Origin of the sequence: Streptomyces olivochromogenes (genome assembly GCF_001514115.1) — a bacterium.
Taxonomy (GTDB): domain Bacteria; phylum Actinomycetota; class Actinomycetes; order Streptomycetales; family Streptomycetaceae; genus Streptomyces; species Streptomyces olivochromogenes.
Genome location: NZ_KQ948452.1, coordinates 800,697 through 827,204, shown reverse-complemented (window position 1 = coordinate 827,204; position 26,508 = coordinate 800,697). Strand labels below are relative to the sequence as shown.

At 70.2% G+C, this 26,508-nt stretch carries 27 protein-coding genes; 12 read left to right on the top strand and 15 right to left on the bottom strand.

The features are described from left to right. Positions 1–289: 289 nt before the first annotated feature. The gene (locus AQJ27_RS09615; RefSeq protein WP_067364638.1) at positions 290–931 is read right to left on the bottom strand and encodes a DNA-3-methyladenine glycosylase; all 642 of its coding nucleotides are present in this window, start codon (positions 929–931) and stop codon (positions 290–292) included. Positions 932–1,156: 225 nt separating this feature from the next. On the opposite strand from AQJ27_RS09615, the gene AQJ27_RS09610 reads away from it, so the two are divergent. The 3 genes from AQJ27_RS09610 to AQJ27_RS09600 all read left to right on the top strand — a co-directional run bounded on the left by AQJ27_RS09610 (position 1,157) and on the right by AQJ27_RS09600 (position 3,180). Next, a complete protein-coding gene (locus AQJ27_RS09610; RefSeq protein WP_067364636.1) occupies positions 1,157–1,942 on the top strand; it encodes a sporulation protein in 786 nt (261 codons plus the stop codon). Between the two features lie 39 nt (positions 1,943–1,981). Next, positions 1,982–2,515 (top strand): YbhB/YbcL family Raf kinase inhibitor-like protein, encoded by a 534-nt coding sequence (locus AQJ27_RS09605; protein WP_067364633.1) that lies wholly within the window; start codon positions 1,982–1,984, stop codon positions 2,513–2,515. A 158-nt stretch (positions 2,516–2,673) separates the two neighbouring features. After that, a complete protein-coding gene (locus tag AQJ27_RS09600; RefSeq protein WP_067364630.1) occupies positions 2,674–3,180 on the top strand; it encodes an HNH endonuclease in 507 nt (168 codons plus the stop codon). A gap of 80 nt (positions 3,181–3,260) precedes the next feature. Here the strand turns inward: AQJ27_RS09600 and AQJ27_RS09595 are convergent, their stop codons facing one another. The 3 genes from AQJ27_RS09595 to AQJ27_RS09585 form a co-directional block, all read right to left on the bottom strand. Continuing rightward, complete coding sequence (locus AQJ27_RS09595; protein WP_054230569.1) at positions 3,261–4,196, bottom strand: SPFH domain-containing protein; 936 nt, start codon at positions 4,194–4,196, stop codon at positions 3,261–3,263. A 131-nt stretch (positions 4,197–4,327) separates the two neighbouring features. Then, the gene (locus AQJ27_RS09590; RefSeq protein WP_067364626.1) at positions 4,328–4,762 is read right to left on the bottom strand and encodes an NfeD family protein; all 435 of its coding nucleotides are present in this window, start codon (positions 4,760–4,762) and stop codon (positions 4,328–4,330) included. Positions 4,763–4,835: 73 nt separating this feature from the next. Further along, positions 4,836–5,627, bottom strand: a complete 792-nt coding sequence (locus tag AQJ27_RS09585; RefSeq protein WP_067364876.1) for an ABC transporter ATP-binding protein — start codon at positions 5,625–5,627, stop codon at positions 4,836–4,838. A 121-nt stretch (positions 5,628–5,748) separates the two neighbouring features. Here AQJ27_RS09585 and AQJ27_RS09580 point away from each other — a divergent pair, with 121 nt between their 5' ends. Continuing rightward, on the top strand, positions 5,749–6,537 hold the full coding sequence (locus AQJ27_RS09580; RefSeq protein ID WP_079064876.1) for a hypothetical protein: 789 nt from the start codon (positions 5,749–5,751) through the stop codon (positions 6,535–6,537). Positions 6,538–6,748: 211 nt separating this feature from the next. Here AQJ27_RS09580 and AQJ27_RS09575 read toward each other — a convergent pair whose 3' ends face one another. The 3 genes from AQJ27_RS09575 to AQJ27_RS09565 all read right to left on the bottom strand — a co-directional run bounded on the left by AQJ27_RS09575 (position 6,749) and on the right by AQJ27_RS09565 (position 8,957). Further along, on the bottom strand, positions 6,749–6,994 hold the full coding sequence (locus AQJ27_RS09575; RefSeq protein ID WP_054232214.1) for a chaplin: 246 nt from the start codon (positions 6,992–6,994) through the stop codon (positions 6,749–6,751). Positions 6,995–7,153: 159 nt separating this feature from the next. Further along, positions 7,154–7,795, bottom strand: a complete 642-nt coding sequence (locus AQJ27_RS09570) for a response regulator (RefSeq protein ID WP_067364621.1) — start codon at positions 7,793–7,795, stop codon at positions 7,154–7,156. Next, complete coding sequence (locus tag AQJ27_RS09565) at positions 7,788–8,957, bottom strand: GAF domain-containing sensor histidine kinase (RefSeq protein WP_067364618.1); 1,170 nt, start codon at positions 8,955–8,957, stop codon at positions 7,788–7,790. Before AQJ27_RS09565 ends, AQJ27_RS09570 begins: the two co-directional genes overlap by 8 nt. A 187-nt stretch (positions 8,958–9,144) precedes the next feature. Between AQJ27_RS09565 and AQJ27_RS09560 the strand changes: the two genes are divergently transcribed. From AQJ27_RS09560 to AQJ27_RS09550, 3 genes are all read left to right on the top strand, one after another. Further along, positions 9,145–9,840, top strand: coding sequence for an SDR family NAD(P)-dependent oxidoreductase (locus AQJ27_RS09560; protein ID WP_067364615.1), 696 nt, complete (start codon positions 9,145–9,147; stop codon positions 9,838–9,840). Further along, entirely contained in the window at positions 9,837–10,922 is a 1,086-nt protein-coding gene (locus AQJ27_RS09555; RefSeq protein ID WP_067364603.1) for an S-adenosylmethionine:tRNA ribosyltransferase-isomerase, read from the top strand. Before AQJ27_RS09560 ends, AQJ27_RS09555 begins: the two co-directional genes overlap by 4 nt. Positions 10,923–11,219: 297 nt before the next feature. Beyond that, on the top strand, positions 11,220–11,975 hold the full coding sequence (locus AQJ27_RS09550; protein ID WP_067364600.1) for a transglycosylase SLT domain-containing protein: 756 nt from the start codon (positions 11,220–11,222) through the stop codon (positions 11,973–11,975). An 84-nt stretch (positions 11,976–12,059) separates the two neighbouring features. Here the strand turns inward: AQJ27_RS09550 and AQJ27_RS09545 are convergent, their stop codons facing one another. Continuing rightward, a complete protein-coding gene (locus tag AQJ27_RS09545) occupies positions 12,060–14,564 on the bottom strand; it encodes an ABC transporter ATP-binding protein/permease (RefSeq protein ID WP_067364597.1) in 2,505 nt (834 codons plus the stop codon). Positions 14,565–14,806: 242 nt separating this feature from the next. On the opposite strand from AQJ27_RS09545, the gene AQJ27_RS09540 reads away from it, so the two are divergent. Both AQJ27_RS09540 and serB read left to right on the top strand, forming a co-directional pair. Continuing rightward, positions 14,807–16,567: a streptophobe family protein gene (locus AQJ27_RS09540; protein ID WP_067364594.1), complete on the top strand. Its 1,761-nt coding sequence runs from the start codon at positions 14,807–14,809 to the stop codon at positions 16,565–16,567. Positions 16,568–16,678: 111 nt separating this feature from the next. Beyond that, positions 16,679–17,890 carry a phosphoserine phosphatase SerB gene (gene serB, locus AQJ27_RS09535; RefSeq protein WP_067364591.1) on the top strand — a complete coding sequence of 404 codons (1,212 nt, stop codon included), beginning with the start codon at positions 16,679–16,681 and terminating at the stop codon, positions 17,888–17,890. A 202-nt stretch (positions 17,891–18,092) separates the two neighbouring features. Here serB and AQJ27_RS09530 read toward each other — a convergent pair whose 3' ends face one another. The 4 genes from AQJ27_RS09530 to AQJ27_RS09520 form a co-directional block, all read right to left on the bottom strand. Then, positions 18,093–18,611: a SixA phosphatase family protein gene (locus AQJ27_RS09530; protein WP_067364588.1), complete on the bottom strand. Its 519-nt coding sequence runs from the start codon at positions 18,609–18,611 to the stop codon at positions 18,093–18,095. A gap of 65 nt (positions 18,612–18,676) precedes the next feature. Further along, positions 18,677–18,892, bottom strand: coding sequence for a hypothetical protein (locus AQJ27_RS09525; RefSeq protein ID WP_054232224.1), 216 nt, complete (start codon positions 18,890–18,892; stop codon positions 18,677–18,679). Positions 18,893–19,072: 180 nt separating this feature from the next. Further along, entirely contained in the window at positions 19,073–19,186 is a 114-nt protein-coding gene (locus tag AQJ27_RS60135; protein WP_095855419.1) for an SGM_5486 family transporter-associated protein, read from the bottom strand. Positions 19,187–19,233: 47 nt separating this feature from the next. After that, positions 19,234–20,538, bottom strand: a complete 1,305-nt coding sequence (locus tag AQJ27_RS09520) for a CynX/NimT family MFS transporter (RefSeq protein ID WP_235613497.1) — start codon at positions 20,536–20,538, stop codon at positions 19,234–19,236. 111 nt (positions 20,539–20,649) lie between these two features. Between AQJ27_RS09520 and AQJ27_RS09515 the strand changes: the two genes are divergently transcribed. Continuing rightward, positions 20,650–21,345, top strand: coding sequence for a FadR/GntR family transcriptional regulator (locus tag AQJ27_RS09515; RefSeq protein WP_067364583.1), 696 nt, complete (start codon positions 20,650–20,652; stop codon positions 21,343–21,345). 9 nt (positions 21,346–21,354) lie between these two features. Here AQJ27_RS09515 and AQJ27_RS09510 read toward each other — a convergent pair whose 3' ends face one another. The 3 genes from AQJ27_RS09510 to fabG form a co-directional block, all read right to left on the bottom strand. Continuing rightward, positions 21,355–21,699, bottom strand: a complete 345-nt coding sequence (locus tag AQJ27_RS09510; protein WP_067364581.1) for a hypothetical protein — start codon at positions 21,697–21,699, stop codon at positions 21,355–21,357. 151 nt (positions 21,700–21,850) lie between these two features. Continuing rightward, positions 21,851–22,618, bottom strand: coding sequence for an enoyl-ACP reductase FabI (gene fabI, locus AQJ27_RS09505; protein WP_054232228.1), 768 nt, complete (start codon positions 22,616–22,618; stop codon positions 21,851–21,853). A 5-nt stretch (positions 22,619–22,623) separates the two neighbouring features. Continuing rightward, the gene (gene fabG, locus AQJ27_RS09500) at positions 22,624–23,343 is read right to left on the bottom strand and encodes a 3-oxoacyl-[acyl-carrier-protein] reductase (protein ID WP_067364579.1); all 720 of its coding nucleotides are present in this window, start codon (positions 23,341–23,343) and stop codon (positions 22,624–22,626) included. Between the two features lie 228 nt (positions 23,344–23,571). On the opposite strand from fabG, the gene AQJ27_RS09495 reads away from it, so the two are divergent. Beyond that, positions 23,572–25,095: a TldD/PmbA family protein gene (locus tag AQJ27_RS09495; RefSeq protein ID WP_067364577.1), complete on the top strand. Its 1,524-nt coding sequence runs from the start codon at positions 23,572–23,574 to the stop codon at positions 25,093–25,095. Then, the gene (locus AQJ27_RS09490) at positions 25,092–26,486 is read left to right on the top strand and encodes a metallopeptidase TldD-related protein (protein WP_067364575.1); all 1,395 of its coding nucleotides are present in this window, start codon (positions 25,092–25,094) and stop codon (positions 26,484–26,486) included. The genes AQJ27_RS09495 and AQJ27_RS09490 overlap by 4 nt, the downstream gene beginning before the upstream one ends. Positions 26,487–26,508 lie beyond the last annotated feature (22 nt).

Genomic DNA, 26,508 nt, shown 5'->3' with positions numbered 1-26,508 from the left:
TTCCGACTGTATCAGACTCTTTCGTGTCCGATTCCCTGCCGGAGAGGGATTCTGTCTCCTGGCTTTGAATGCTTTCGCTTCGCGGCCTTTCGACATTCACCACGCTAGCCGATTCCCTCGGCAACTCATAATCGAGTTCCGCGGGCCGGAATTCAGGCATGCAAGCACGCCGAATTCTCCCCCGCTGAGGGGAAGTCGTAGGTAGTGGGTTGGCCACTTCCGGCTGCTGGCTGAACGCCGTACCCGGTTCAAGCGGCTCGGGCTACATTACGGACCCCCCAGGGACGAGTCAAGTTGAGCGACGGCGTGGCGTATGGGCCCGATAAGGGCTCACGGTGGGGTCGTTGGCGACCCAGAAGCGCCAGGGGTGAACGCCCCCGTCGCCGGCCACTCCGGTACGCGGACCGTTGCGTACCAGGTCGGAGTGGACGGGGGTGCCCGTCAGGAGGGTCAGGGGAGAGCCCTCGGGGGCGCAGGCATCGGTGCCGTCGAGGGCCCTGTCCACGCCGAGGGCCGTGGCCAGGCGCGCGGGGCCTTTGGCCAGTTCCTTGTCATTTCGGGCTGAAAGTCGACGTTTGCGCGCGAGCTCGGCGCCCTCGGTGATCTCCCCTGCGCGGAGGAGGACCCCGCTCGGGTTGCCCTCGGCACCGCACACCAGGTTCATGCAGAACCACATGCCGTAGGTGAAGTAGACGTATACATGCCCAGGCGGACCGTACATCACGTCGTTGCGGGCCGTGCGGCCGCGATAGGCGTGGGAGCCGGGGTCGTTCGGACCGTCGTACGCCTCCACCTCCGTGAGACGGAGCTCGATCGGACCGTCCGGTGTCGTGCGCACGAGGATGCGCCCCAGCAGGTCGGGGGCGACCTCCAGTACGGGGCGGTCGAAGAAGTCCCGGGTGATGGGCGTACGGTCAGGGGCCGCGATCATGGCGTACGAGCGTAGTCCAGTGGCCCGGACGGATGCGGCCGGGTGAGGGACTTGCCGTACGGGCCCGCACGAGTGCATGTCCGTGCGTGCCTACGGGTGGTCAGGGAGCGTCCTCCTTGTAAGGGTGAGGACGCGGAACCGGCCGCGGTCGGGTCGCGTTTGTAGGGATCAAGGATCCAGACGGATGTACGACGGAGCACAGGCGTTGCCTGGGGAGGAAGAAACATGGGGTTCAAGCGGCTGCTTGCGAGCCTGGGAGCCGGTGGGGCTTCGGTCGAGACGGTGCTGACCGAGGTCAACGTCGTTCCGGGTGGTGTCGTGCAGGGCGAGGTGCGGATCCAGGGCGGGTCCGTGAACCAGGCCATCGAGGGGCTGTCGGTCGGGCTCCAGGCCAAGGTCGAGGTCGAGGGGCACGACGACCAGGAGTACAAGCAGGACATCGAGTTCACCAAGCTGCGGCTCGGTGGGGCCTTCGAGCTGCAGGCCGGCGCCGTGCACGCCGTTCCCTTCGGGCTCGAGATCCCGTGGGAGACGCCGATCACCACGATCGACGGGCAGCCGCTGCGGGGCATGCACATCGGTGTGACCACCGAGCTGGAGATCGCGCGTGCCGTGGACTCCGGTGACCTGGACCCGATCAACGTGCACCCGCTGCCGGCGCAGCAGGCGATCCTGAACGCCTTCATCCAGCTGGGCTTCCGCTTCAAGAACGCGGACATGGAGCGCGGTCACATCCGGGGCACGCGGCAGAAGCTGCCCTTCTACCAGGAGATCGAGTTCTTCCCGCCGTCGCAGTACCGCGGGCTGAACCAGGTCGAGCTGAGCTTCGTCGCGGACGACCACGAGATGGACGTCATCCTGGAGATGGACAAGAAGCCGGGCCTCTTCAGTGAGGGCAGCGACTCGTACCGCTCCTTCCGGGTGGGGCTGCACGACTACCAGGGCACGGACTGGGCCGCGTACCTGAACCAGTGGCTGTCCGAGGTCGGCAGCAAGCGCAGCTGGTTCTAGGCTCGGGTCGAGAGATTCCACCGTTCAGGAGGTTCTGACGTGACCGAGCTCAAGAGGCCGCCGCTTCCCCATGACTTCCATCCGCCCGTTCCGGCCTTCACGGTCACCAGTGAGGACGTCGAGCCGGGCGGGGTACTGGAGGACGCTCAGGTCTACGCGGCCGGGAACACCTCGCCGCAGCTGAGCTGGGAGGGCTTCCCGCCGGAGACCAAGAGCTTCGCCGTGACCTGCTTCGATCCGGACGCCCCGACGGGGAGCGGGTTCTGGCACTGGGTGGTGTTCGACATTCCCGCTTCGGTGACGGAACTGCCGACGGGTGCGGGCAGCGGCAAGTTCGAGGGACTGCCGGAGGGTGCCGTTCAGGTGCGCAACGACTACGGGTCCAAGGACTTCGGTGGCGCCGCGCCGCCGGCCGGGGATCCCGCGCACCGGTATGTGTTCACCGTGTACGCCGTGGATCAGGAGAAGCTCGGTCCCGACGCGGAGGTGTCGCCGGCCGTCGTGGGATTCAATCTGCGGTTCCACACGCTGGCGCGCGCCCAGCTGATGGGAGAGTACGCGTCGCCCGCGTAAAGCGATGAAGACTCACGTTCACTGAACGTTTGCCCGCCTCTGGTCTTGGAAGTGATCAGGGGCGGGCATTTTTATTGCGTTGTCCATCTCGGCGTGCCCGGCCAGAGTTGATCCAAGCCCGCCAGGGGGTGGGCCGGTGCGCACGGGAGGTGGGCTGGATGCGGGACACGCTGGTTCTGAACGCGAGCTTTGAGCCGCTGTCGACGGTGACGTTGAACCGAGCCGTCGTTCTGGTGCTGCAGGACAAGGCCGTCGTCGAGCAGGCCCACCCCGAACTCCGTATGCGCGGCGCCGCGCTGGACATACCCGTGCCCCGGGTCATAAGGCTCTGCAGGTATGTGAGGGTGCCTTTCCGAAGACAAGCGCCGTGGTCGAGGCGCGGTGTGCTGGTACGCGACCGGCACAGGTGCGCGTACTGCGGAAGGCGGGCGACGACGGTCGACCACGTGGTGCCGCGCGCGCAGGGCGGTCAGGACTCCTGGCTGAACACGGTGGCGTCCTGCGCGGAGGACAATCACCGCAAGGCGGCCCGGACTCCGGAGCAGGCGGGTATGCCGCTGCTGCGGCAGCCGTTCGAGCCGACGCCCGCGGACGCGATGCTGCTGGCGCTGGGTCGTGACGACCTCGACGCCCTCCCGGAGTGGCTGGCCCAACCCGCGGCCTAGGCCCGGCAGTTCCTACGACGATGGGGCCCACCTCCGCCGAAAGGCAGGAGGTGGGCCCCATCGTCGTAGGGATCAGGGCGTCAGTCGGTGACGGACGGCTTCTCGCGGCGCTCGGTGCCCGCGTTGCCCGAACCGCCGCCCATGGGACCGAAGTTGCCCATGGCGCCGCTCAGGCCCTTGAGGGCGTCGCCGATCTCGCTGGGCACGATCCAGAGCTTGTTGGCGTCGCCCTCGGCGATCTTGGGGAGCATCTGGAGGTACTGGTAGGCGAGGAGCTTCTGGTCGGCGTCGCCTGCGTGGATGGACTCGAAGACCGTACGGATGGCCTGGGCCTCGCCCTCGGCGCGCAGGGCGGCGGCCTTGGCCTCACCTTCGGCGCGCAGGATCGCCGACTGCTTCTCACCTTCGGCGGTGAGGATCTGCGACTGGCGGATGCCTTCGGCGGTGAGGATCGCGGCGCGCTTGTCACGGTCGGCGCGCATCTGCTTCTCCATCGAGTCCTGGATGGAGGTGGGCGGTTCGATCGCCTTGAGCTCGACGCGGTTGACGCGGATGCCCCACTTGCCGGTGGCCTCGTCGAGGACGCCGCGCAGGGCCGCGTTGATCTCCTCGCGGGAGGTGAGGGTCCGCTCCAGGTCCATGCCACCGATGATGTTGCGCAGGGTGGTGACGGTGAGCTGCTCGATCGCCTGGATGTAGCTGGCGACTTCGTAGGTGGCGGCGCGTGCGTCGGTGACCTGGTAATAGATGACCGTGTCGATGTTGACCACCAGGTTGTCCTGGGTGATCACCGGCTGCGGCGGGAACGGCACGACCTGTTCACGCAGGTCGATGCGGTTGCGGATCGAGTCGATGAACGGGACCACGATGTTCAGGCCCGCGTTGAGGGTCCGTGTGTAGCGGCCGAAGCGCTCCACGATGGCCGCGCTGGCCTGTGGGATGACCTGGATGGTCTTGATCAGGGCGATGAATACCAACACCACCAGAATGATCAGGACGATGATGATTGGTGCCATCGATGCTCCCCGTACCCTTCTCCGCCTCGGTATGTCCGAAAGATCTTATGGTTGTTGAAGATCTTGCTCGACGAGTCTGACAGACCGTCGTCTGCCACGTGGGGCGTTCGGTTCACTTGCGTCGCACGAGGTCACATCACAATCGCCGTGGCTCCTTCGATGTCCACGACGTCCACCTCCTGGCCCACTTCGTAGGCCTGTCCGGCGTCGAGGGCGCGTGCCGACCAGATCTCTCCGCCGAGTTTGATCCGGCCGTCCCCCGAACCGTCCACCCGTTCCAGGACGATGGCCTGTTTCCCCTTCAACGCCTCCACTCCGGTGGCGAGTTGGGGCCGCTGGGCGCGGTGCCGGGCCGCGACGGGTCGTACGACGGCGATGAGGGCGAACGAGACGACGGCGAAGACGAGTACCTGAAGGACGACATCGCCGCCGAGGCCCGCTGTCGCCGCCGCCGCCGCGGCGCCGAAGGCGAGCATGCCGAACTCCGGCATCGCGGTCACCACGAGCGGGATGCCCAGCGCGGCCGCGCCGACGAGCCACCACACCCATGCGTTGATGTCGTTCACGTGGTCATGGTAGGTCCGCGGGCCGGGCGCGGACAGGGCGCAGATCGGTGGAGAAGGGGCTCGTACCGGGAGTTCAGGACATCGGCAGGCCCTGCGCGGTCCAACGCTCGCCGACCTGCTCGACGATGAGCGGGAGGCCGAAGCAGAGGGAGAGGTTGCGCGAGGTGAGTTCGAGTTCGAGCGGGCCCGCGGCGAGCACCTTGCCCTGACGGATCATCAGGACGTGGGTGAAGCCGGGAGCGATCTCCTCGACGTGGTGCGTGACCATGATCATGGAGGGGGCGATCGGGTCGCGGGCGAGGCGACCGAGGCGGCGCACGAGGTCCTCGCGGCCGCCGAGGTCGAGGCCCGCGGCGGGCTCGTCGAGCAGGAGCAGCTCGGGGTCGGTCATCAGGGCGCGGGCGATCAGGGTGCGCTTGCGCTCGCCCTCGGAGAGCGTGCCGAACCTGCGGTCCAGGTAGTCGCTCATGCCGAGGCGGTCGAGGAAGGCGCGGGCGCGCTGCTCGTCGATGTCCTCGTAGTCCTCGTGCCAGCCCGCGGTCATTCCGTACGCGGCCGTCAGCACGGTCTGCAGGACGGTCTGGCGCTTGGGAAGCTTCTCGGCCATGGCGATACCGGCCACACCGATGCGGGGGCGCAGCTCGAAGACGTCGACCTTGCCGAGGGTCTCGCCGAGGATGGTGGCGGTGCCCTGGCTGGGGAAGAGATAGCTGGAGGCGAGGTTCAGGAGGGTCGTTTTTCCGGCGCCGTTCGGGCCGAGGATGACCCAGCGCTCCCCCTCCTTGACCGACCAGGAGACCTGGTCCACCAGAGCCCGGCCCTCTCGGACCACGGACACGTCCTCCAGCTCCAGTACATCGCTCATGAGCGCGTTGTCTCCCATTGCAGTCTCGGCCGTCGCTTACGTCTGTGGACGCAGCCCCCAGGGAAAACCTACGCCACCGGTCGGTCGCTCCCATCCATCGGTCGGTCCTTAGGGTGGAGGCATGCTCTCGGAACCACGCTCAGGACGCCTGGCCGCATGGGGAAACGCCCTTTTGGCCGGACTTGTTTCGCCGGATGACGCAGTGCTTGCCATCGTCGGTGAGGACGCGGTGCACCGGGTCGAGGGGCTGCCGGGTGAGTCCGGGCCCGTCGGGCTCACGCTCGCCCTCGGCCGGCTTCGCGCGCTCGGGGTGAAAGGACTGCGGGTCGCGCTGCCCGCGCCGGGGCATCCGCTCGGGCTGAGCGGACCGCCGGACTTCAATGCGCGCGCCCTCGACGCGGAGGAGGCGGTGGTCTGCCACGGGGTGGCGCTCGGGCTCGTTCCCGAGGTGTACGAGGCCGGGCCCGACGGTGATGTCCATGTCGAGGTGGTGTGGCACTGCCTCGCCGTGCGGGAGGCGCCGCCCGCGGATGTGCCCTCGCTCGGTGAGGCCGAGCGGGAGCTCGCGGAGGCGCTGCGTGAGGCGACGGAGGTGTTGTCGCGGCTCGACGTGGCGGGGTCGGGGCCGGTCGCCGAGGCGGCGGTCGACGCGTACCGGGCGCGGGCCGAGCGAGGGCGGGAGGTGTTGGCGCCCGGGTATCCGCCGCGTGCGGTGCGTGTGCTGGAGCTGGCCCAGCGGGTGGGGTTGCTGATCTCCGTCGCGTACGAGAACGGGCATGGCGGGGCGGTGAGTGCGTCGGAGATTTCGGCGCGGGCGTTGGCGTTGCGGCCGGTTGAGCGGACGGCTCGGCGGGCGCAGGTGGCGGCGTACAACGCGTTCGTGGAGGAGCGGGAGCGGGGGGGTCGCTGAGGGTTGTTTGCGCCCCCGCCGCCCCTACCCGTCCCATCCGTCCCTGGGGGCTCCGCCCCCAGACCCCCGGGTGGGTTCTTTGGATGCGGGTGAGTGGGGGCTGGGCGCGCAGTTCCCCGCGCCCCTGCCCCCGGCCCCCGTCGGCCTGAACAAACCGAACGGCCTCCCAGGAGGTCCTGGGAGGCCGGTGGGGGTGGTGGAGGCGTGGGTCTCAGTGGTTGAGGCCCAGGTTGCCGAAGGCCGGGTTCAGGACGCCGATGACGTTCACGCTGTTGCCGACCGCGTTCACGGGGATGTGGATCGGGGCCTGGATGACGTTGCCCGAGACGACGCCCGGGGAGCCCGCGGCGTTGCCGCCCGCCCACGAGCCGTCCGTCGCGGACGCCATACCGGCACCGGCGGCGACCAGCCCGCCGGCCACCATCGCGACAGCCGTGGCCTTCTTCAGGTTCTTCACTTCTGAGCCCTCCCTAGCGATCACCGCGGCAGTCGCCGCGGCACGCACTGGAGAACGGGCGAGATCCCCGGAGGATGCGCCATCCGGGTGACATACACACGACGGTATGAATCTCAGCCCGGAGCGGAACCCTCCGAGTTGCCGCCGTCGCGCGGGCGATCAGCCCGCGGCCCCATGGCGGACGGCCCAGAGCGCGGCCTGTGTGCGGTCGGCGAGGTCGAGCTTCATCAGGATGTTCGAGACATGCGTCTTGACGGTCTTCTCCGAGAGGACGAGTGCGCGTGCGATTTCCCGGTTGGAACGGCCGTCCGCGATCAGGCCGAGCACTTCGCGCTCCCGTTCGGTGAGCGAGCCGCCTCTCCCCTGGCCCGAACCGGCCTCCTCCTGGGACAGCAGGACGCCCGCCACCTCGGGCTGGAGCAGGATGTGCCCGGCGTGCACGGAGCGGATGGCGCCGGCGAGGGCGTCGGGGTCCACGTCCTTGTAGACATAGCCGGCGGCGCCCGCGCGCAGGGCCGGAACGACCGTGCGCTGTTCGGTGAAGCTGGTGACGATCAGCACGCGCGCGGGGTTGGCGAGTTCACGGAGCTTGCGCAGCGCGTCGATGCCGTCCATGCCCGGCATCTTGACGTCCATGAGGACGACGTCGGGCTTCAGCTCCTCGGCGCGGGCGACCCCTTCGACGCCGTCGGACGCCTCGCCCACGACCTCGATGTCGTCCTGTACTTCGAGAAAGGTGCGCAGGCCCCGGCGGACCACTTGGTGGTCGTCGACGAGCAGCACCTTGATTGCGTCAGCCACCAGGGACCTCCATCTCGATCGTGGTGCCCTTTCCGGGCGCCGATTCCACGCTGAGGGTGCCGCCGACCCCGCTCGACCGGTCGCGCATGGAGACCAGGCCCAGGTGGCGTCCCGCGGCGCGGATCGCCGTGGGCTCGAAGCCGCTGCCGTCGTCACTGACGCGCAGGACGGTGCCGGTACCGCGCTTCTCCAGGGTGACGTCGACGCGGCCGGCTCCAGAATGCCGCAGCGCGTTGTGCAGGGCCTCCTGGGCGACGCGCAGCACGGCCTCCTCCTGGGCGGCGGGCAGCGCCCGCACCCCGTGGCCGGTGAAGGTCACGCGCGCGGAGTGGGCGCGGTCGAGGACCTGTATCTGGGTGCGCAGGGTGGCGACCAGGCCGTCCTCGTCGAGGGCGGCGGGGCGCAGCTCGATGACGGCGGCGCGCAGCTCTTCGGTGGCCTCGGCGGCGAGCATGGCCACCTGGTGCAGTTCGCCCTTGGCGCGTGCGGGGTCGCGGTCCACGAGGGCGGCGGCGGCCTGTGCGGTCAGGCGCAGGGAGAAGAGTTTCTGGCTGACGGCGTCGTGGAGTTCGTGGGCGAGCCGGGAGCGCTCCTCGGCGATGGTGAGCTCGCGGCTGCGCTCGTAGAGGCGGGCGTTGGTCAGGGCGATCGCCGCGTGCTGGGCGAGGATCGTGAGGAGTTCCTGATCGTCCTCGGTGAAGCCGCAGCCGCCGTCCGACGCGGAACAGTCCTTCTGGTTCTCCTTCGTCCTGTTCTTGTTCGCCAGGAACAGGGCGCCGATGACCTCGTCGCCGTCGCGGATCGGCAGGCCCAGGAAGTCGGACATGTCGGGGTGGGCGGCGGGCCAGCCCTCGAAGCGGGGGTCCTTGCGTACGTCGGCGAGGCGCTCGGGGCGGGCCTCGTGCAGCATCGCGGCGAGGATGCCGTGCTGGCGCGGAAGCGGGCCGATGGCCTTCCACTGGGCGTCGCTGACGCCGTCGACCACGAATTGGGCGAAGCCTCCGTGGTCGTCGGGCACACCGAGCGCCGCGTACCGCGCGTCCAGTAGCTCGCGGGCCGAGGCGACGATCGTCTTGAGGACGTCGCGCACCTCGAGGTGCCTGCTCATGGCCAGCAGCGCGGAGCTCACCGCGTACAGACCGGACCGGGGGCCTTGGCTCATGTCCCCAACGTACCGGCGGGGTGTGACAGTGCGTATCCGACCTGTGGTGGCGGCTGTCTAGGCCGGTGGGCCTAGGGCGAAGGGCCCCGGGTCATCGGGACCCGCGCACGAGGCGGCGGGGCGGCCCGGTTCCTACGTTGAAGGCACCCGTCCGGAGCGGCGGTGCTGGGACGAGGGGACGGACGTCATGCCGGTAGCGATCATCACGGGTGCTTCGAAGGGGCTGGGTCGGGCGCTGGCCGCGGCTCTGGCGGAGCGCGGCTGGGATCTGGTGCTCGACGCCAGGACCGCGGGAGTGCTGAAGGAGACGGCGGAGGCGCTGTCCGCGTACGGGACCCGGGTGGAGGCGCTGCCCGGGGACGTCGGGGACGCGGGGCACCGCGCCGGGCTGGTGGCGGCGGCCCGCGGGCTCGGCGGCGTGGACCTGCTGGTGAACAACGCGAGCGCGCTGGGCGCCGAGCCGCTGGTACGCCTGGAGGACCTGACCCTGGACGGGCTGCGGCACGCCCTGGAGGTCAACGTGGTCGCGGCGCTGGGCCTGGTCCAGGAGGCGCTGCCGCTGTTGCGGGCCGCGCGGGCCGGCGCGGTCGTCGCCGTCAGCTCGGACGCGGCCGCGGAGGCGTACGAGACGTGGGGCGGGTACGGGGCGTCCAAGGCCGCCCTGGACCACCTGGCGGCCGTGCTCGGCGTGGAGGAGCCCCGGCTGCGGGTGTGGGCCGTGGACCCGGGGGACATGGGCACGGACCTGTACGCGGCGGCCGTACCGGACGACGACGATGCGCGGCCGACGCCGGACAGCGTGGTTCCGGCCTTCCTGCGGCTGCTGGACGAGCGTCCCGCCAGTGGCCGCTACAGCGTTCCGGCGCTGCTGGAGGTGCGATGACGACGACCGTGCGGGTTCCGGAGGAGCGGTCGGCGCGGGTGCCGGCCGAGCAGCGCGGGCCCGGGCGGGACCGGGACTCCGTGCGGCTGCTCGTGTCGTGCGGTACGGAGGTGTCGCATCACGCGTTCGTGGAGCTGCCGCGGCGACTGCGCGCGGGGGATCTGCTGATCGTCAACACCTCCCCCACGCTGGCGGCCGCCGTGGACGGGCGGATCGGGCACGCGCGTGTGGTGGTGCATTTCTCCACGCGGGGCGATGACGGACGGTGGGCCGTCGAGCTGCGGGACCCCGATGGACGGGGCACCACACGTGCGCGCGGAGGCGGACCCGCGGGTACGGAGGTGCGCCTTGCCGGGGACGTGCGCCTCGTACTGGAGGAGCCGCTGACGCCGCACGGCTCGCGGTTGTGGTGGGGGCGCGTGTCGGATCCGGACGTGCTCGGGCTGCTGCGGCGCCACGGGCGGCCCATTCGCTACTCCTATACGCGGAGGGACCAGCCGCTGTCCGCCTACCAGACGGTGTTCGCGCTGCCGTCGGCCGACGGCGGCGGCAGTGCGGAGATGCCGAGCGCCGCGCGGCCGTTCACCGCGCGCCTGGTGGCGGAGCTGGTGAGCCGGGGCGTGCAGTTCGCGCCGATCACGCTGCACACCGGTGTCGCGTCGGCGGAGGCCCATGAGCCGCCGTATCCGGAGCGGTACGAGGTGCCGGAGGCGTCGGCCCGGCTGATCAACGCCGCGAGAGCGGGAGAGGGGCGGATCCTCGCGGTCGGTACGACGGCGGTACGCGCCGTGGAGTCGGCCGTCGACGCCGACGGGGTGGTCCGGGCCCGGAAGGGCTGGACGGACCTCGTGGTGACCCCGGAGCGGGGTGTGCGGGTGGTGGACGGGCTACTGACCGGGCTGCACGAGCCGGAGGCCTCGCATCTGCTGATGCTGGAGGCGATCGCGGGAGGGGCCGCGATCGAGCGCAGCTACGGCGAGGCGCTGAGCGGGCCCTACCTCTGGCACGAGTTCGGGGACGTGCACCTCATCCTCCCGGAGGAAGGTCCTCACACTGAGCGTTGCGTCAGCAACTGCCGGTGAGAATTCCATGGGCCCGATGTGAGCCCGCACATAGGGCGCACATCACGTACGAAGGCGCATAGGAGATAAAGCCGGGCATAGTGAGCGGCGCGGACGTGTCAGTATGCCCCGATTTGCCCTTACTGGGCCTACTACCTTCCGTCGTACGTCACACCTTTGCCACGGTATTTTGCGGCCGCTAAGAATGGCACCCGTCGCTCAGCACCGCGGGTTTCACCCCGGCGCCAGATCCGGAAACACTCTGTCCCCCACCGGACCGGGAGCGACCTCCGCGCTATTCGAAGAGGTCCATCAGCCATGACCAAGAACACCCGCACTCCTGGCCATAGTCCGAAGCTGACGAAGCTCCACAAGCTCTCGGTCGCCGGTGTCGCCACCCTCGGTGCCGCGACCCTCGCGTTCTCGCTGGCGCCGAGCCACACGCAGACCACCACGAGCGACGCCGCCATCTCCGCGGCCCCGGTCGCCTTCAGCCAGCAGCCGATCAAGAACGTGCAGGCCAGCGTCACCGACCAGCAGGCCGGCGCGAGCCTGAAGACCCAGGCCATCGAGGCGAAGAAGAAGTCAGCCGACGCCGCCGCCAAGAAGGCCGCCGACAACGTGCGCAAGGTGCAGGCCGCGAGCCGCTCCGTGCAGCGCCCCGCGATCGAGACGGTCGCGATGAAGACGGTCGCCATGAAGACGTACGCCACGAAGACGTATGCCGCGAAGACGGCCGCCACGAAGACGTACGCCAACAACCTCGACGGCTGGATCCGCCAGTCGCTCGACATCATGAAGCGCAGGGGCATCCCGGGTTCGTACAACGGGCTGCACCGCAACATCATGCGTGAGTCCTCGGGCAACCCGATGGCCATCAACGGCTGGGACATCAACGCCATCAACGGGATCCCCTCGAAGGGCCTGCTGCAGGTCATCCAGCCGACCTTCAACGCGTACCACGTGCCCGGCACCTCGTGGAACATCTACGACCCGGTCGCCAACATCACGGCCGCCGCCAACTACGCGGCCGACAAGTACGGCTCGATGGACAACGTCAACAGCGCGTACTGAGGCCGGCGCGGACCTCTGACACGTACGCCGAAGGGCGGCACCCCGGTGTTGGGATGCCGCCCTTCGGCGTACGTACGCGCGGGTCTACTTGCGCATGACCTCGGGCTCGTGGCGGCGCAGGAAGCGGGCCACGAAGAAGCCGCAGACGGCGGCGATGACGAGCAGCGCGACGATGTCCATGCCGTAGGCCGACGCCGTGTGGTTCCACAGCGGGTCCGTGCTGGACGGGTCGTCCGTGTTCGGATTGATGTTGTTGAAGTCCAGCGTGGCACCGGCGGCACCCACCGCCCACCGCGACGGCATCAGGTACGAGAACTCGTTGACGCCGATCTTGCCGTTCAGGATGAACAGGCAGCCGGTGAACACGACCTGGATGATCGCGAACATGACCAGCAGCGGCATGGTCTTCTCGGACGTCTTCACCAGCGAGGAGATGACCAGGCCGAACATCATCGAGGTGAAGCCCAGCGCCATGATCGGGATGGAGAGTTCCAGCAGCACCGAATGGCCGAAGACCAAACCCTCGGTGGGCTTGGTGCGGCTGGTGAAACCGATCGCGCCGACCATGGCGCCCTGCAGCACCGTGACCACGCCGAGCACGACCACCTTGGACATCAGGTACGCCGAGCGGGACAGGCCGGTGGCACGCTCCCGCTCGTAGATCACCCGTTCCTTGATCAGCTCACGGACGGAGTTCGCCGCGCCCGCGAAACAGGCGCCGACCGCGAGGATCAGCAGCACCGTGGTGGCCGTGCCGTTCGGCACGTGCACGCCCGTCTTCGGGTTCACCTGCGGGTTCACCAGCAGGGTCTTGTTCGGGTCGATGAGCAGGCTCACCGCGCCGAGCACGGCCGGCAGGATCACCGTCAGCGCCAGGAAGCCCTTGTCGGACACGATCACCGACACATAGCGCCGTACCAGCGTGCTGAGCTGGGAGAACCAGCCCTGCGGCTTCGGCGGCTTCATCGCCTGCGGCGGCGTCACATTGGCCGACTGCGGAGCGACGGCGTCGATGTCCGCGGCATACATCTGGTAGTGCTGCGAGCCCTTCCAGCGGCCCGCCCAGTCGTAGTCGCGGTAGTTCTCGAAGGCGGAGAAGACGTCGGCCCAGGTCTCGTAGCCGAAGAAGTTGAGAGCCTCCTCCGGCGGACCGAAGTACGCGACCGAACCGCCCGGTGCCATCACCAGCAGCTTGTCGCAGATCGCCAGCTCGGCCACGGAGTGCGTGACGACGAGGACCGTACGGCCGTCGTCGGCGAGGCCGCGCAGCAGCTGCATGACATCGCGGTCCATGCCCGGGTCGAGACCGGAGGTCGGCTCGTCCAGGAAGATCAGCGACGGCTTGGTCAGCAGCTCCAGGGCCACCGAGACGCGCTTGCGCTGGCCACCGGAGAGGGAGGTGACCTTCTTCTCCTTGTGGATGTCCAGCTTCAGCTCGCGCAGCACCTCGTCTATACGGGCCTCACGCTCGGCCGCCGTGGTGTCGGCGGGGAAGCGCAGCTTGGCCGCGTACTTGAGGGCCTTCTTGACGGTGAGTTCCTTGTGCAGGATGTCGTCCTGCGGGACCAGACCGATGCGCTGGCGCAGCTCGGCGAACTGCTTGTACAGGTTCCGGTTGTCGTAGAGGACGTCACCCTGGTTGGCGGGGCGGTAGCCCGTGAGCGCCTTCAGGAGCGTCGACTTGCCGGAGCCCGAGGGGCCGATGACCGCGACGAGCGACTTCTCGGGGACGCCGAAGGAGACGTCCTTGAGGATCTGCTTGCCGCCGTCGACCGTCACCGTCAGATGGCGGGCCGAGAAGGAGACCTCACCGGTGTCGACGAACTCCTCGAGCCGGTCGCCGACCAGGCGGAACGTCGAGTGGCCGACGCCGACGATGTCGTTCGGGCCGAGCAGCGCCGAGCCGCCCTTGGCGATCGGCTGACCGTTGACGTAGGTGCCGTTGTGCGAGCCGAGGTCGCGGATCTCGAAGCGGCCGCCGGGCATCGCGTGGAACTCGGCGTGGTGGCGCGAGACCTGGAGGTCGGAGACGACCAGCTCGTTCTCCAGCGCACGACCGATGCGCATCACCCGGCCGAGGTCGAGCTGGTGGAAGGTGGTCGGGCTGCGGTCGCCGTAGACCGGCGGCGCCCCCGCGCCACCACCGGGTCCCTGCTGCTGCGGCACTCGCGCCGCGGGCTGCTGCGGCTGCTGGTGACTCTTCTCCGGCGTCTGCTGCGGCGGTGCCTGCTGGGCCCAGCCGGGGCTCGCGCCCTGCGCGGCGTAAGGCTGCTGCTGAGGCTGCGCGACGGCGGCCGCGGCGCCGGAGAGGTTCAGACGCGGGCCGTCGGTCGCGTTGCCGAGGTGCACGGCCGAACCGGGGCCGATCTCCATCCGATGGATCCGCTGCCCCTGCACAAAGGTGCCGTTGGTGCTGCCGTGGTCCTCGATGACCCAACTCCGGCCGTCCCAGCTCATCGTGGCGTGACGCCAGGAGACCCTGGCGTCGTCGAGCACGACGTCCCCCTGCGGATCACGTCCGAGGGTGTATGGCCTGGACGCATCGAGCGTCCAGGTCCGTCCATTCAATTCCAGTACGAGTTCCGGCACTCCATGCCCCACTGAGTTGTCCCCCGAAGTTCCCCCATCACAGGGAGTCTAGGGATGTCGAACATCGGGGGGAACTATTTCAGGAGCAGCCCCCTGACCGAAAGTCGGGCCATGTGAAGAGCGCGCACGGGCGGGTTGCCCGTTTCCGTTGACGGGGTTGAAACCGGCCCGGAGAGTGGTAATCCCCCGCGAGGGGGACATCCGCGGTGATGACACCGCGGCGCGGATCGGGGGGTCTGACGATGAGCATCGACACCGCGGGACGCGGCAGGCGACTGCCGTGGGCGGATGTGCTGTTGTCCGCGATCGCCTCGGTGAGCTGGGCGTTGATCGCGATGGCGGGCACGGCCGCGCTCGGTCTGCATCTGGTCGGCGCGGACGCGGCGGGCTCGCTCGGGCCGATGACCGCTGCGGTGGTGGCTCTTGGGGCCAATGGTGCGGTCAAACCGTCCGGCGATGTGTCGGCCTTCGGCCTGAAGGGAGCGGAGGCGCACACGGCCGTACAGATCACGCCACTGGGTGTGGGACTCGTGGGCGCGCTCCTGCTCTCCTTCTTCTTCCTGCGCTCCCTGCGCGGGGCGGGAGTTGTGATCGCGCCGTCCGAACTCCTCGCGCGTGCGGGCGCGGTGGTCGTGCTGTTCGTGGCGATGCTGGGCGGGCTCGCCTGGGCCGGGCACGACATCATCACGATCGACGGGAGCAAGCTCGGCCTCGACCGGGTGACGGGCGGCGGCGGCCTCGGGAACATCACCGACAAGCTCCCCGGCGGGCTCGGGGACCTCGGCGGACTGCTGCCCGGCAAGATCGGCGACCTGGTGCAGGCGCAGGCGGCCGTGGGCTTCACCGTCGACACGGTGCCCACGCTGCTCGGCGGCGCGGCCTGGGCGGCCGGAATCCTGGTGATCGCCCTGCTCGCCTCCCGGCGCACCCCGCTGCCGCGCGGCTGGGAGGGCGTGCACCGGACGGTACGCCCGGCCGCGTCCGCGCTGGTCACGGTGATCCTGGTGGCGGTCCTCGCGGGCCTCGCGGCGGCGGCGTACGCGGCGATCGACGATCCCCATCCCAAGCTGATCGCGGGCGCCGCGCTGCTGGGCGCGCCCAACGGGGTGTGGCTGGGCATCCCGATCGGCCTCTTCGTGCCCTGGGACGGCAAGGCCACCGGCGAACTCGCCAAGCTGCTCCCCCACCCGCTGGACCGGTTGCTGAGCGTGGACTCCGATCGGCCCGTCACCCTGGGCCGGCTCGCCGAACTCGACGGACGGGTGTGGCTGTTGGGGGTCGCGACCGCGGTCATGATGCTGTTCGCGGGCGTCCTCGCCGCCTCGCGTACGCCTTTTGTACGGGGGCAGGGTGCGGCTTCGGTGGGAACACCGGCTGCTCCCGTTGTACGAGGAGGAGGTGCCCTCGGGTTCGCCGGGCGCTGCGCTCTTCGGCTCGGCATCGTGACGGCGCTGGCGCTGCCGCTGCTGGCGTGGCTGACGGACGTGTCCGTGGACGCCTCGCTGTCGGTGTTCGGCATCGACGCGTTCGGTGCCGGAATCCGGTTGCACGGGCATCTGGGCATGGCGCTGCTCCTCGGCGCCCTCTGGGGCGCGGGCGCGGGGGCGGCGGGAGCGCTGCTGGCGTACGCGAGCGGGGCCGCGGGACGGCGGGCGGCGCCGCTGGCACTGGGTGACGCCGGTCCCCCGGTGGCCGCGCCCGCCCCTGACCTCCCCCGGGGGCCCGGACCGTACGCGCCGGGCGCGCCGTACCGGCCGGCGAACCCCGACACCAATCCCTATCTGCGGCTGCCCGACGAGCTGCGGGAACCCGCCGACGGCCGGCCGGCCGAGCGGCCGCGCTCGCCCGACGACGTGTACGGCGCACCGACGGTCGTCCGGCCGATGGCGCCGCCACCTGGGCCGCAGAAGCGACGGCCGCGGGGGCGCAATGTGCCGCCTCCGCCACAGCCGCCGCCCGGCCAGGGACCTTCCGAGCCGCCGGGGCCGGGACGGCGGAACTGATCGCCGTTGCCGGGCAACGCGCTCGACACCGCCCCGACACCCAGTGTTCCCCGTCCGCTGGACGGACCTCAGGGGCGCAAGGCACGGGGTGCCGGATACGGTGGAGTCACCATGAGCGCTTCGCAGACCCCCGAGGTCCCCACTCTCCTCGTCAAGATCTTCGGCAAGGACCGGCCGGGTATCACGGCCGGACTCTTCGACACCCTCGCCGCCTTCTCCGTCGAGGTGGTCGACATCGAGCAGGTCGTCACCCGCGGCCGGATCGTGCTCTGCGCGCTCGTGACCGAGCCGCCGGCCGGCCTGGAGGGCGATCTGCGGGCCACCGTCCACAGCTGGGCGGAGTCGATGAAGATGCAGGCGGAGATCATCTCCGGCCTCGGCGACAACCGGCCGCGTGGCCTCGGGCGGTCCCTCGTCACCGTGCTCGGGCATCCGCTCACGGCGGAGTCGACGGCCGCGATCGCCGCCCGGATCACCAAGACCGGCGGCAACATCGACCGTATCTTCCGGCTCGCCAAGTACCCGGTGACGGCGGTCGAGTTCGCCGTGTCCGGCACGGGGACCGAGGCGCTGCGCACCGCGCTGGTGACCGAGGCCGCGGCGCTCGGGGTGGACATCGCGGTGGTGGCGGCGGGGCTGCACCGCAGGGCGCAGCGCCTGGTCGTCATGGATGTGGACTCCACGCTCATCCAGGACGAGGTGATCGAGCTCTTCGCCGCGCACGCCGGGTGCGAGGAGCAGGTCGCCGAGGTGACGGCGGCCGCGATGCGCGGGGAGCTGGACTTCGAGCAGTCGCTGCACGCGCGTGTGGCGCTGCTCAAGGGGCTGGACGCCTCGGTGGTGACCAAGGTGCGCGAGGAGGTGCGGCTGACACCGGGCGCGCGCACGCTGATCCGTACGCTGAAGCGGCTCGGTTTCCAAGTCGGTGTCGTCTCGGGCGGATTCACGCAGGTCACGGACGATCTGAAGGAACGGCTCGGGCTGGACTTCGCGCAGGCCAACACCCTGGAGATCGTCGACGGGAAGCTGACGGGCAGGGTCACCGGGGAGATCGTGGACCGCGCGGGCAAGGCACGGCTGCTGCGCCGGTTCGCCGCCGAGGCGGGGGTGCCGCTCGCCCAGACCGTGGCGATCGGCGACGGGGCCAATGACCTCGACATGCTCAACGCGGCCGGTCTCGGTGTCGCCTTCAACGCCAAGCCCGTCGTCCGCCAGGCCGCGCACACCGCGGTGAACTTCCCCTTCCTCGACACCGTGCTGTATCTGCTGGGTGTCACCCGCGAAGAGGTCGAGGCGGCGGACATGCACCTCGGCGACCACTAGGGCCCCGCCAGGGGATCAGGTCGCGGGAAAGAGACGGGGTCTCATCGTCGCTGGGGGCACCCCCTGCTCGAAGAGCTTGGGGGAGGACGTGCCGAGCCCCGCGTCTGCGGCATGATCCGCCGGACGGGCCCCAGGGCCCGGACATACGTCGACGGGGGCCCGGCACCGCACTGGTGCCGGGCCCCCGTCCTTGTCGGGTGGGTTATTCGGTCGGCGCCCAGTAGTCGGTCAGCGTGCACACTCCGGGCTCCAGGGATTTCCAGGAGCCCTCGACGGAGAGCACCGCGAAGGCGCCGGTGTGGAAGCCGTGGGCGGCCATCCGGGCGCGGGTGTCGCCCTCGGCCTGTCCGGCCAGCACCTCGGTGAGGCCCTGGATGCCGGGGTTGTGACCGATCAGGACCACGTTGTGCGCGTCGTCCGGGGTCTCGTTGAGTACGGCGATCAGCTCGCCGGGCGAGGCCTCGTAGAGCCGCTCCTCATAGACGGTTTTCGGCCGGTGCGGGAGCTCGTGGACGGCGAGCTTCCAGGTCTCCCGGGTGCGGGTCGCCGTGGAGCAGAGGGCCATATCGAAGGGGATCCCGGTGTCCGCCAGCTTGCGTCCGGCGACGGCGGCGTCCTGACGACCCCGGTCAGCGAGCGGCCGCTCGTGGTCGGACACCTGTGGCCAGTCGGCTTTCGCATGCCGGAAGAGGACAATCCTGCGGGGTTCTGCGACGCTCATGGGTCCCAGCTTCGCATGAAACACGCCATGCGGCGCTGAGAGTTGACCTGCTCTCCCGGGCGTGCTCAGGGGGTCTGGTGCAGCACCGTCTGCTGGACGCGCTCGAAGAGGTGGGTGATCGCGGGGTCGCCGCCCGCGGCGTGCGCGTCCGCCGGGTTCAGTATCAGCAGGAGGAGGGCGACGAAGGCGAGGGCGGGCAGGGCGAGGGCCCACCAGGGCAGCCGGATGTCCACGCCGCCCGGGGTCGCCGGGTGGGGCCGGGTGTGCGTACGGGCCGACATGCCGCCTCCGTGGGGCTTCGAGTACTCCGTGGTCCGCGTCCTTACGGCCACACTTCGAAGTTACGGATTCCCGGGCCGTCAACCCATCCGGTGATCCACCCACTTGACCCTGACACTCACCCCCTAGGGGACAGGGGGGCTAGCCCCACCATCGCTGTCCCAGGGGGCGGGCGGTGGTGGTCAGGGTGAGGCGATCGACGCGATGACGGCGATGATCACGGTGATGGCCAGCATCGCGCCGAGCACGAGCAGCAGCTTCTTCTGGCCGTTCTGGGGGTTCGGGTCGAGCGCCATACGGCCAGTCTCGCACCCTTCGTCCCCACCTCCGGCCTCGGGGGGTCTCAGGCGCGGCGCCCGCGTGCGGCCTCGTCCTCCACCGTACGGTCCCGGCCGGCCAGGACGCCCACCGCGATCTGCGGGATCATCAGGGCGGCCATGAGCGCTATCGGCAGCCCCCAGCCGCCACTGTGCTGGTAGAGCACGCCCACGAGGAGGGGCCCCGGGATCGAGATCAGATACCCGGTGCTCTGCGCGAACGCCGACAGCTGGGCGACGCCCGCGCCGGTCCTGGCCCGCATGCCGACCATGGTGAGGGCCAGCGGGAAGGCACAGTTGGAGACGCCGAGCAGGAGGGCCCAGGCCCAGGCTCCGCCCGCCGGGGCGAGGTAGAGGCCCGCGTATCCCGCGAGGCCGCAGACACCGAGCGCGACCACGATCGGCCCCTGGTGGGGCATGCGGGTGGCGAGGCGTGGGATGACGAAGGCCAGGGGCACGCCCATCACCATCGTGACGGCGAGGAGCAGGCCCGCGGTGCCCGCGGAGACGCCCGCGTCGCGGAAGATCTGCGCCATCCAGCCCATCGTGATGTACGCGGCGGTGGCCTGGAGTCCGAAGAAGACGGCGAGCGCCCAGGCGGTCCGGCTGCGGGTGATGCGCAGCCCGCCGGTCTCCGCCGGGACGGGGTGTGCCGCCCGCGCCCGCTCGCCGTCGCGGGGATCGGCGTCCCGCACGCGTACCAGCGCGATCCACGGCAGTACGGCGACCGCCGCCAGGCCCGCCCACACCGCGAGGCCCGACTGCCAGCCGCCGCCCAGGGCGTCGGTCACGGGCACGGTCACCGCCGCCGCGGCCGAGGTGCCCAGGGCGAGCGCCATCGAGTAGAGGCCGGTCATGGAGCCGACCCGGTCCGGGAACCAGCGTTTGACGATCACCGGCATCAGGACGTTGCTGACGGCGATGCCCATCAGTGCGAGGGCGCTGGCGGCCAGGAAGCCGGCCGCGCTGCCGGTGTAGGGCCGGATCGCGAGCCCCGCCGTGATGGCGACCATTCCGGCGCAGACGACCGCGCCGGGCCCGAAGCGGCGGGCGAGGCGCGGCGCCATGACGCCGAAGACGGCGAAGCAGAGCGGGGGTACGGAGGTGAGCAGTCCGGCGACGCTGCCGCTCATGCCGAGCCCGTCGCGCACGTCTTCCAGGAGCGCTCCGAAGCTGGTGATGGCGGGGCGCAGATTGAGGGCCGTGAGGACGATGCCGACCGTCACGAGCCGCGTCGCCCACGCGCGCGTGGGGTGCGATCGGGGCTCCGCGCTCTCGGCGGAACTGCGTATGGGTGTGGACGTCGTCGTCCCGGTCTCCTCGCTCACCATGAGGCTCATCATAGAATCATGGGATGATTGGCTGTCCAATCCCCTTGCGTTAATCTCCGGATTCTCCGGCCCCGCGCGAACGATCACACCGGGCCCGTACGAAGGACCGCCATGCCGCTGAGCCACCCCCGCCGTTCGGCGCTGTCCGAGCAGGTCATCTCCGAACTGCGGAACCAGATCACTTCGGGCGAATGGCCGGTCGGCTCCCGCATCCCCACCGAGCCGGAGCTCGTCGACCAGCTGGGCGTCGCCCGCAACACCGTCCGCGAGGCCGTCCGCGCGCTGGCCCACAACGGTCTGCTCGACATCCGCCAGGGCTCGGGCACCTATGTCGTGGCGACCAGCGAGCTCGCGGGCGTGATGCACCGGCGGTTCGCCGACGCCGATCCGCGGCACATCGCCGAGCTGCGCGCCACGCTGGAGTCGAGCGCGGCGAAGCTGGCCGCCGAGCGGCGCACCGAGCGCGATCTGAAGCAGCTCGACGCGCTCCTCGTACGGCGGGAGGAGGCCTGGGAGTCGGGTGACGCGGAGGCCTTCGTGGCCGCCGACGCGACCTTCCACCTGGCGGTGGTGGCCGCGTCCCACAACGACGTCATGACGGCGATGTACGCCGACCTGGGCGAGGTGCTGCGCGACTGGCTGCGCGAGGACGTCGGCGGGAAGCTGACGCCCGAGACGTACATGGACCACGCCCGGCTCGTCGACGCGATCCGCGCGGGGGACGCGGAGGCGGCGGGCGCGGAAGCCGGGGGCTATCCGTTCCAGTGCCGTCCGGGACGGCTCAGGCCCCTGGCCTCCGGCAGCTGACGAACACGGTCACCTCTGGTGACTGACCCACGCCGACCGGACCTCCTCCCAGCACCGGCCGGCCAGCCGGACCGTCATCGCGGGACCCGCGTCGACCACGTCGGTGTCGGTGTCGATGTCCCACCAGCGGTCGCACTCGATGTGCAGGGCGACCCGGTCGGTCTCCGGGTAGGGGTTGTGGCAGTACGCGGTCACGTGCGAACCCTGGACCGCGGTGCGACACTCAGCGCCGAAAGGCTGGGGGACGGGGAGTTTTCCGTGCACTACGCGCGTGTGGGGTACGGCGTCGTACGGCAGGACCATCATGAAGGCGACAGCGGCGAACACCGGGGCAAAACGGCGGGACAGGCGCACAACGGGGACCTCCTCGGCCGTACGGCTGCGGGGCGGTGCGTAGTCCCAGCGTGCGCGGTGCGATGCCCGGGACGCCCGGCCGACTAGGCCGAACGGGCGACGCCCCGCTCCCCGCACTGCGGGAATCGGGGCGTCGGCCACATGGGGGAAATCAGGCGCCGATGGCGTGCAGTCCGCCGTCCACGTGGATGATCTCGCCGGTGGTCTTCGGGAACCAGTCGCTCAGCAGGGCGACGACACCGCGGCCGGCCGGCTCCGGGTCCTTGAGGTCCCACTCGAGGGGCGCCCGGGTGTCCCAGACGGAGGCGAGCTCGCCGAAGCCCGGGATGGACTTGGCGGCCATGGAGCCGATCGGGCCCGCCGAGATCAGGTTGGAACGCACGTTCTGCTTGCCCAGGTCGCGGGCGAGGTAACGGTTGACGGACTCCAGGGCGGCCTTGGCCGGGCCCATCCAGTCGTACTGCGGCCACGCGTACTGCGCGTCGAAGGTGAGGCCGACGACCGAGCCGCCGTTCTGCATCAGCGGCAGGCAGGCCATGGTCAGCGACTTCAGCGAGAACGCCGAGACGTGCATGGCCGTGGCGACCGACTCGAAGGGGGTGTTGAGGAAGTTGCCGCCGAGGGCGTCCTGCGGCGCGAAGCCGATGGAGTGCACGACGCCGTCGAGGCCGCCGAGCTCCTCGCCGACGATGTCGGCGAGACGCGCCAGGTGCTCGTCGTTGGTCACGTCGAGCTCGATGACCTTGGTGGGCTTGGGGAGCTTCTTGGCGATGCGCTCGGTCAGCGTGGGCCGCGGGAACGCGGTCAGGATGATCTCCGCGCCCTGCTCCTGGGCCAGCTTGGCGGTGTGGAAGGCGATGGAGGACTCCATCAGCACACCGGTGATCAGGACGCGCTTGCCCTCGAGGATTCCACTCATGGTGATCAGTGACCCATTCCCAGTCCGCCGTCAACCGGAATGACGGCTCCAGTGATGTACGAGGCGTCGTCCGAGGCGAGGAACCGCACCGTCGCGGCGATCTCCTCGGGCTGCGCGTACCGGCCGAGCGGCACCTGGGCGACGATGCCCGCACGCTGCTCGTCGGTGAGCGCCTTGGTCATGTCGGTGTCGACGAAACCGGGCGCGACGACGTTGAAGGTGATGTTGCGCGAGCCGAGTTCGCGGGCGAGCGAACGCGCGAAGCCGACCAGGGCGGCCTTGGAGGCGGCGTAGTTCGACTGCCCCGCGGAGCCGAGCAGCCCCACGACCGACGAGACGAGGACGACCCGCCCCTTCTTGGCACGGAGCATCCCACGGTTGGCACGCTTGACGACCCGGAAGGCGCCGGTGAGGTTGGTGTCGACGACGGAGGTGAAGTCCTCCTCGGACATCCGCATCAGAAGCTGGTCCTTGGTGACGCCCGCGTTGGCGACCAGGATCTCGACGGGGCCGTGCTCGGCCTCGATCTCCTTGTAGGCCTGCTCCACCTGCTCGGTGTCGGTGATGTCGCACTTGACGGCGAGGCAGCCCAATGCGGTGAGGGCGGCCGGTGGCTCACCCGAGCGGTATGTGATCGCGACCTTGTCGCCGGCATCGGCGAAAGCGCGGGCGATGGCGAGGCCGATGCCCCGGTTGCCTCCGGTGACGAGAACCGAGCGGCTCAACGGTTCACCCTTTCGATAGCTGTCTGAAACCCCTGCAAGACAGGCGCCTTCCCTGGAAACCTATCGGTCCCCTACGCCTCCCGGAGAATCGGGCACCGACAGTGGCGCGGGGGACTCACTGTCGGATCCCTACAGAAAGCCTCGATGCGCGGAGGCAAAGATGTGGCCCCCGGGCCCGCCCGCGCGACATGATCGGACCCGACAGGCCACGACAGCAGGGAGACCTCCGTGCCTCATTCCATCGACGAAGCCTTCACGGCACTGCCGCTGCGGGCCCTGGCCGACGCCGCGCTCGCGCGGGCGCGGGCGCTGGGGGCCGAGCACGCGGACTTCCGGTTCGAGCGGGTGCGCAGCGCGTCCTGGCGGCTGCGGGACGCCAAGCCCGCCGGATCGTCGGACACCACGGACCTGGGGTACGCGGTACGGGTGGTGCACGGCGGAACCTGGGGGTTCGCGTCGGGTGTGGATCTGACGATGGACGCGGCCGCGAAGGTCGCGTCGCAGGCCGTGGCGATGGCGAAGCTCTCGGCCCAGGTGATCAAGGCGGCGGGTTCCGACGAACGCGTGGAGCTGGCGGACGAGCCGGTGCACGCCGAGAAGACGTGGATCTCGTCGTACGACATCGACCCCTTCTCCGTGCCGGACGAGGAGAAGGCCGGGCTGCTCGCGGACTGGAGCGCGCGGCTGCTCGCGGCCGACGGCGTCAACCACGTCGACGCCTCGTTGCTGACCGTCCACGAGAACAAGTTCTACGCCGACACCGCCGGGACCGTGACCACCCAGCAGCGTGTGCGGCTGCACCCGCAGCTCACCGCCGTCGCCGTCGACGAGTCCAGCGGCGAGTTCGACTCCATGCGCACCATCGCGCCGCCCGTCGGACGCGGCTGGGAGTACCTGACGGGCACCGGCTGGGACTGGGAGTCCGAGCTCGCGCGGATCCCGGAACTGCTCGCCGAGAAGATGCGGGCCCCCAGCGTCGAGGCGGGGCTGTACGACCTCGTCGTCGACCCCTCCAACCTGTGGCTGACGATCCACGAGTCCATCGGCCACGCCACCGAGCTGGACCGCGCGCTGGGCTACGAGGCCGCGTACGCCGGCACCTCCTTCGCCACCTTCGACCAGCTCGGCAAGCTGAGGTACGGCTCCGAGCGGATGAACGTCACCGGTGACCGCACCGCCGAGCACGGCCTCGCGACCATCGGGTACGACGACGAGGGCGTCGAGGGACAGTCCTGGGACCTCGTGAAGGACGGCACCCTCGTCGGCTACCAGCTCGACCGGCGGATCGCGAAGCTGACCGGCTTCGACCGGTCCAACGGGTGCGCCTACGCCGACTCCCCCGGGCACGTGCCCGTACAGCGCATGGCCAACGTCTCGCTCCAGCCGGACCCCGCGGGGCACTCGACCGAGGACCTGATCGGGGGCGTGGACCGCGGCATCTACGTCGTCGGTGACCGGTCCTGGTCCATCGACATGCAGAGGTACAACTTCCAGTTCACCGGCCAGCGGTTCTTCAAGATCGAGAACGGCCGGATCACCGGGCAGCTGCGGGATGTCGCGTACCAGGCCACGACCACCGACTTCTGGGGTTCGATGGCCGCGGTGGGTGGTCCGGCGACGTACGTCCTGGGCGGTGCCTTCAACTGCGGCAAGGCCCAGCCGGGTCAGGTCGCGGCGGTCTCGCACGGCTGCCCGTCGGCTCTCTTCCAGGGGGTCAATATCCTCAACACGACTCAGGAGGCCGGTCGATGAGCGCCCGTACGAACAAGCCGCACGAGGTCGTCGAGCGCGCCCTCGAACTCTCCCGCGCCGACGGCTGCGTCGTGATCGCCGACGAGCACTCGACCGCCAACCTGCGCTGGGCCGGCAACGCGCTGACCACGAACGGGGTCACGCGCGGGCGCACCCTGACCGTCATCGCGACCGTCGACGGCCGTGAGGGCACGGCCTCCGGGGTCGTCTCGCGCGCGGCCGTGACCGCGGACGAGCTGGAGCCCCTGGTGCGGGCCGCGGAGGCGGCGGCACGCGGCGCGGCGCCCGCCGAGGACGCCCAGCCGCTGGTCACCGGCGTGCCGGAGTCCCCCGACTTCACCGACGCGCCCGCCGAGACCTCCTCCGCCGTCTTCGCCGACTTCGCCCCGGCGCTCGGCGAGTCCTTCGCCCGCGCGCGTGCGGGCGGGCGCGAGCTGTACGGCTTCGCCAACCACGAGCTCGTCTCCAGCTATCTCGGTACGTCGACGGGGCTGCGTCTGCGCCACGACCAGCCGAACGGGACGCTGGAACTCAACGCCAAGTCGCCCGACCGGACACGCTCGGCGTGGGCGGGGCGGTCCACGCGGGACTTCAAGGACGTCGACCCGGCCGCCCTCGACGCCGAGCTCGCGACCCGGCTCGGATGGGCCGAGCGGCGCGTCGACCTGCCCGCCGGCCGTTACGAGACGCTGCTGCCGCCGACCGCCGTCGCGGACCTGCTGATCTACCAGATGTGGTCGGCGGCGGCCCGGGACGCGGCCGAGGGCCGGACTGTCTTCAGCAAGCCCGGTGGCGGCACCCGCGTCGGCGAGAAGCTCACTGAGCTGCCGCTGACCCTGCGCAGCGACCCGAACGAGCCGGGGCTCGAGTCCGCGCCCTTCGTGCTCACGCACTCCTCGGGCGACGACGCCTCCGTGTTCGACAACGGGCTGCCGCTGTCGGCGACGGACTGGGTGCGCGAGGGCACACTGACCCGTCTGTCCACCACCCGGCACAGCGCGGGCCTCACCGGGCTGCCCGTCGCCCCGATCATCGGCAACCTGATCCTGGACGGCGGCGAGGACCGCTCCCTGGAGGAGATGGTCGCCGCCACCGAGCGCGGTCTGCTGCTGACCTGCCTCTGGTACATCCGCGAGGTCGACCCGGCGACGCTGCTGCTCACGGGGCTGACCCGGGACGGCGTCTACCTCGTCGAGAACGGCCAGGTCGTCGGCGAGGTGAACAACTTCCGGTTCAACGAGTCCCCGGTGGACCTGCTGTCGCGGGCCACGGAGGCGGGGCGCACGGAAAAGACGCTGCCCCGTGAGTGGAGCGACTGGTTCACTAGGGCTGCGATGCCCGCGCTGAGGGTGCCCGACTTCAATATGAGCTCTGTCAGCCAGGGCGTATAACCTCGTACCTGATTCACGAGAC

Excerpts from the sequence above, each read along its gene's own strand:
- AQJ27_RS09615 (WP_067364638.1), bottom strand. The coding sequence starts at position 931 with ATGATCGCGGCCCCTGACCGTACGCCCATCACCCGGGACTTCTTCGAC.
- AQJ27_RS09610 (WP_067364636.1), top strand. The coding sequence starts at position 1,157 with ATGGGGTTCAAGCGGCTGCTTGCGAGCCTGGGAGCCGGTGGGGCTTCG.
- AQJ27_RS09600 (WP_067364630.1), top strand. The coding sequence starts at position 2,674 with ATGCGGGACACGCTGGTTCTGAACGCGAGCTTTGAGCCGCTGTCGACG.
- AQJ27_RS09595 (WP_054230569.1), bottom strand. The coding sequence starts at position 4,196 with ATGGCACCAATCATCATCGTCCTGATCATTCTGGTGGTGTTGGTATTC.
- AQJ27_RS09585 (WP_067364876.1), bottom strand. The coding sequence starts at position 5,627 with ATGAGCGATGTACTGGAGCTGGAGGACGTGTCCGTGGTCCGAGAGGGC.
- AQJ27_RS09580 (WP_079064876.1), top strand. The coding sequence starts at position 5,749 with ATGCTCTCGGAACCACGCTCAGGACGCCTGGCCGCATGGGGAAACGCC.
- AQJ27_RS09565 (WP_067364618.1), bottom strand. The coding sequence starts at position 8,957 with ATGAGCCAAGGCCCCCGGTCCGGTCTGTACGCGGTGAGCTCCGCGCTG.
- AQJ27_RS09560 (WP_067364615.1), top strand. The coding sequence starts at position 9,145 with ATGCCGGTAGCGATCATCACGGGTGCTTCGAAGGGGCTGGGTCGGGCG.
- AQJ27_RS09555 (WP_067364603.1), top strand. The coding sequence starts at position 9,837 with ATGACGACGACCGTGCGGGTTCCGGAGGAGCGGTCGGCGCGGGTGCCG.
- AQJ27_RS09550 (WP_067364600.1), top strand. The coding sequence starts at position 11,220 with ATGACCAAGAACACCCGCACTCCTGGCCATAGTCCGAAGCTGACGAAG.
- AQJ27_RS09540 (WP_067364594.1), top strand. The coding sequence starts at position 14,807 with ATGAGCATCGACACCGCGGGACGCGGCAGGCGACTGCCGTGGGCGGAT.
- serB (WP_067364591.1), top strand. The coding sequence starts at position 16,679 with ATGAGCGCTTCGCAGACCCCCGAGGTCCCCACTCTCCTCGTCAAGATC.
- AQJ27_RS09530 (WP_067364588.1), bottom strand. The coding sequence starts at position 18,611 with ATGAGCGTCGCAGAACCCCGCAGGATTGTCCTCTTCCGGCATGCGAAA.
- AQJ27_RS09525 (WP_054232224.1), bottom strand. The coding sequence starts at position 18,892 with ATGTCGGCCCGTACGCACACCCGGCCCCACCCGGCGACCCCGGGCGGC.
- AQJ27_RS60135 (WP_095855419.1), bottom strand. The coding sequence starts at position 19,186 with ATGGCGCTCGACCCGAACCCCCAGAACGGCCAGAAGAAGCTGCTGCTC.
- AQJ27_RS09520 (WP_235613497.1), bottom strand. The coding sequence starts at position 20,538 with ATGGTGAGCGAGGAGACCGGGACGACGACGTCCACACCCATACGCAGT.
- AQJ27_RS09515 (WP_067364583.1), top strand. The coding sequence starts at position 20,650 with ATGCCGCTGAGCCACCCCCGCCGTTCGGCGCTGTCCGAGCAGGTCATC.
- fabI (WP_054232228.1), bottom strand. The coding sequence starts at position 22,618 with ATGAGTGGAATCCTCGAGGGCAAGCGCGTCCTGATCACCGGTGTGCTG.
- AQJ27_RS09490 (WP_067364575.1), top strand. The coding sequence starts at position 25,092 with ATGAGCGCCCGTACGAACAAGCCGCACGAGGTCGTCGAGCGCGCCCTC.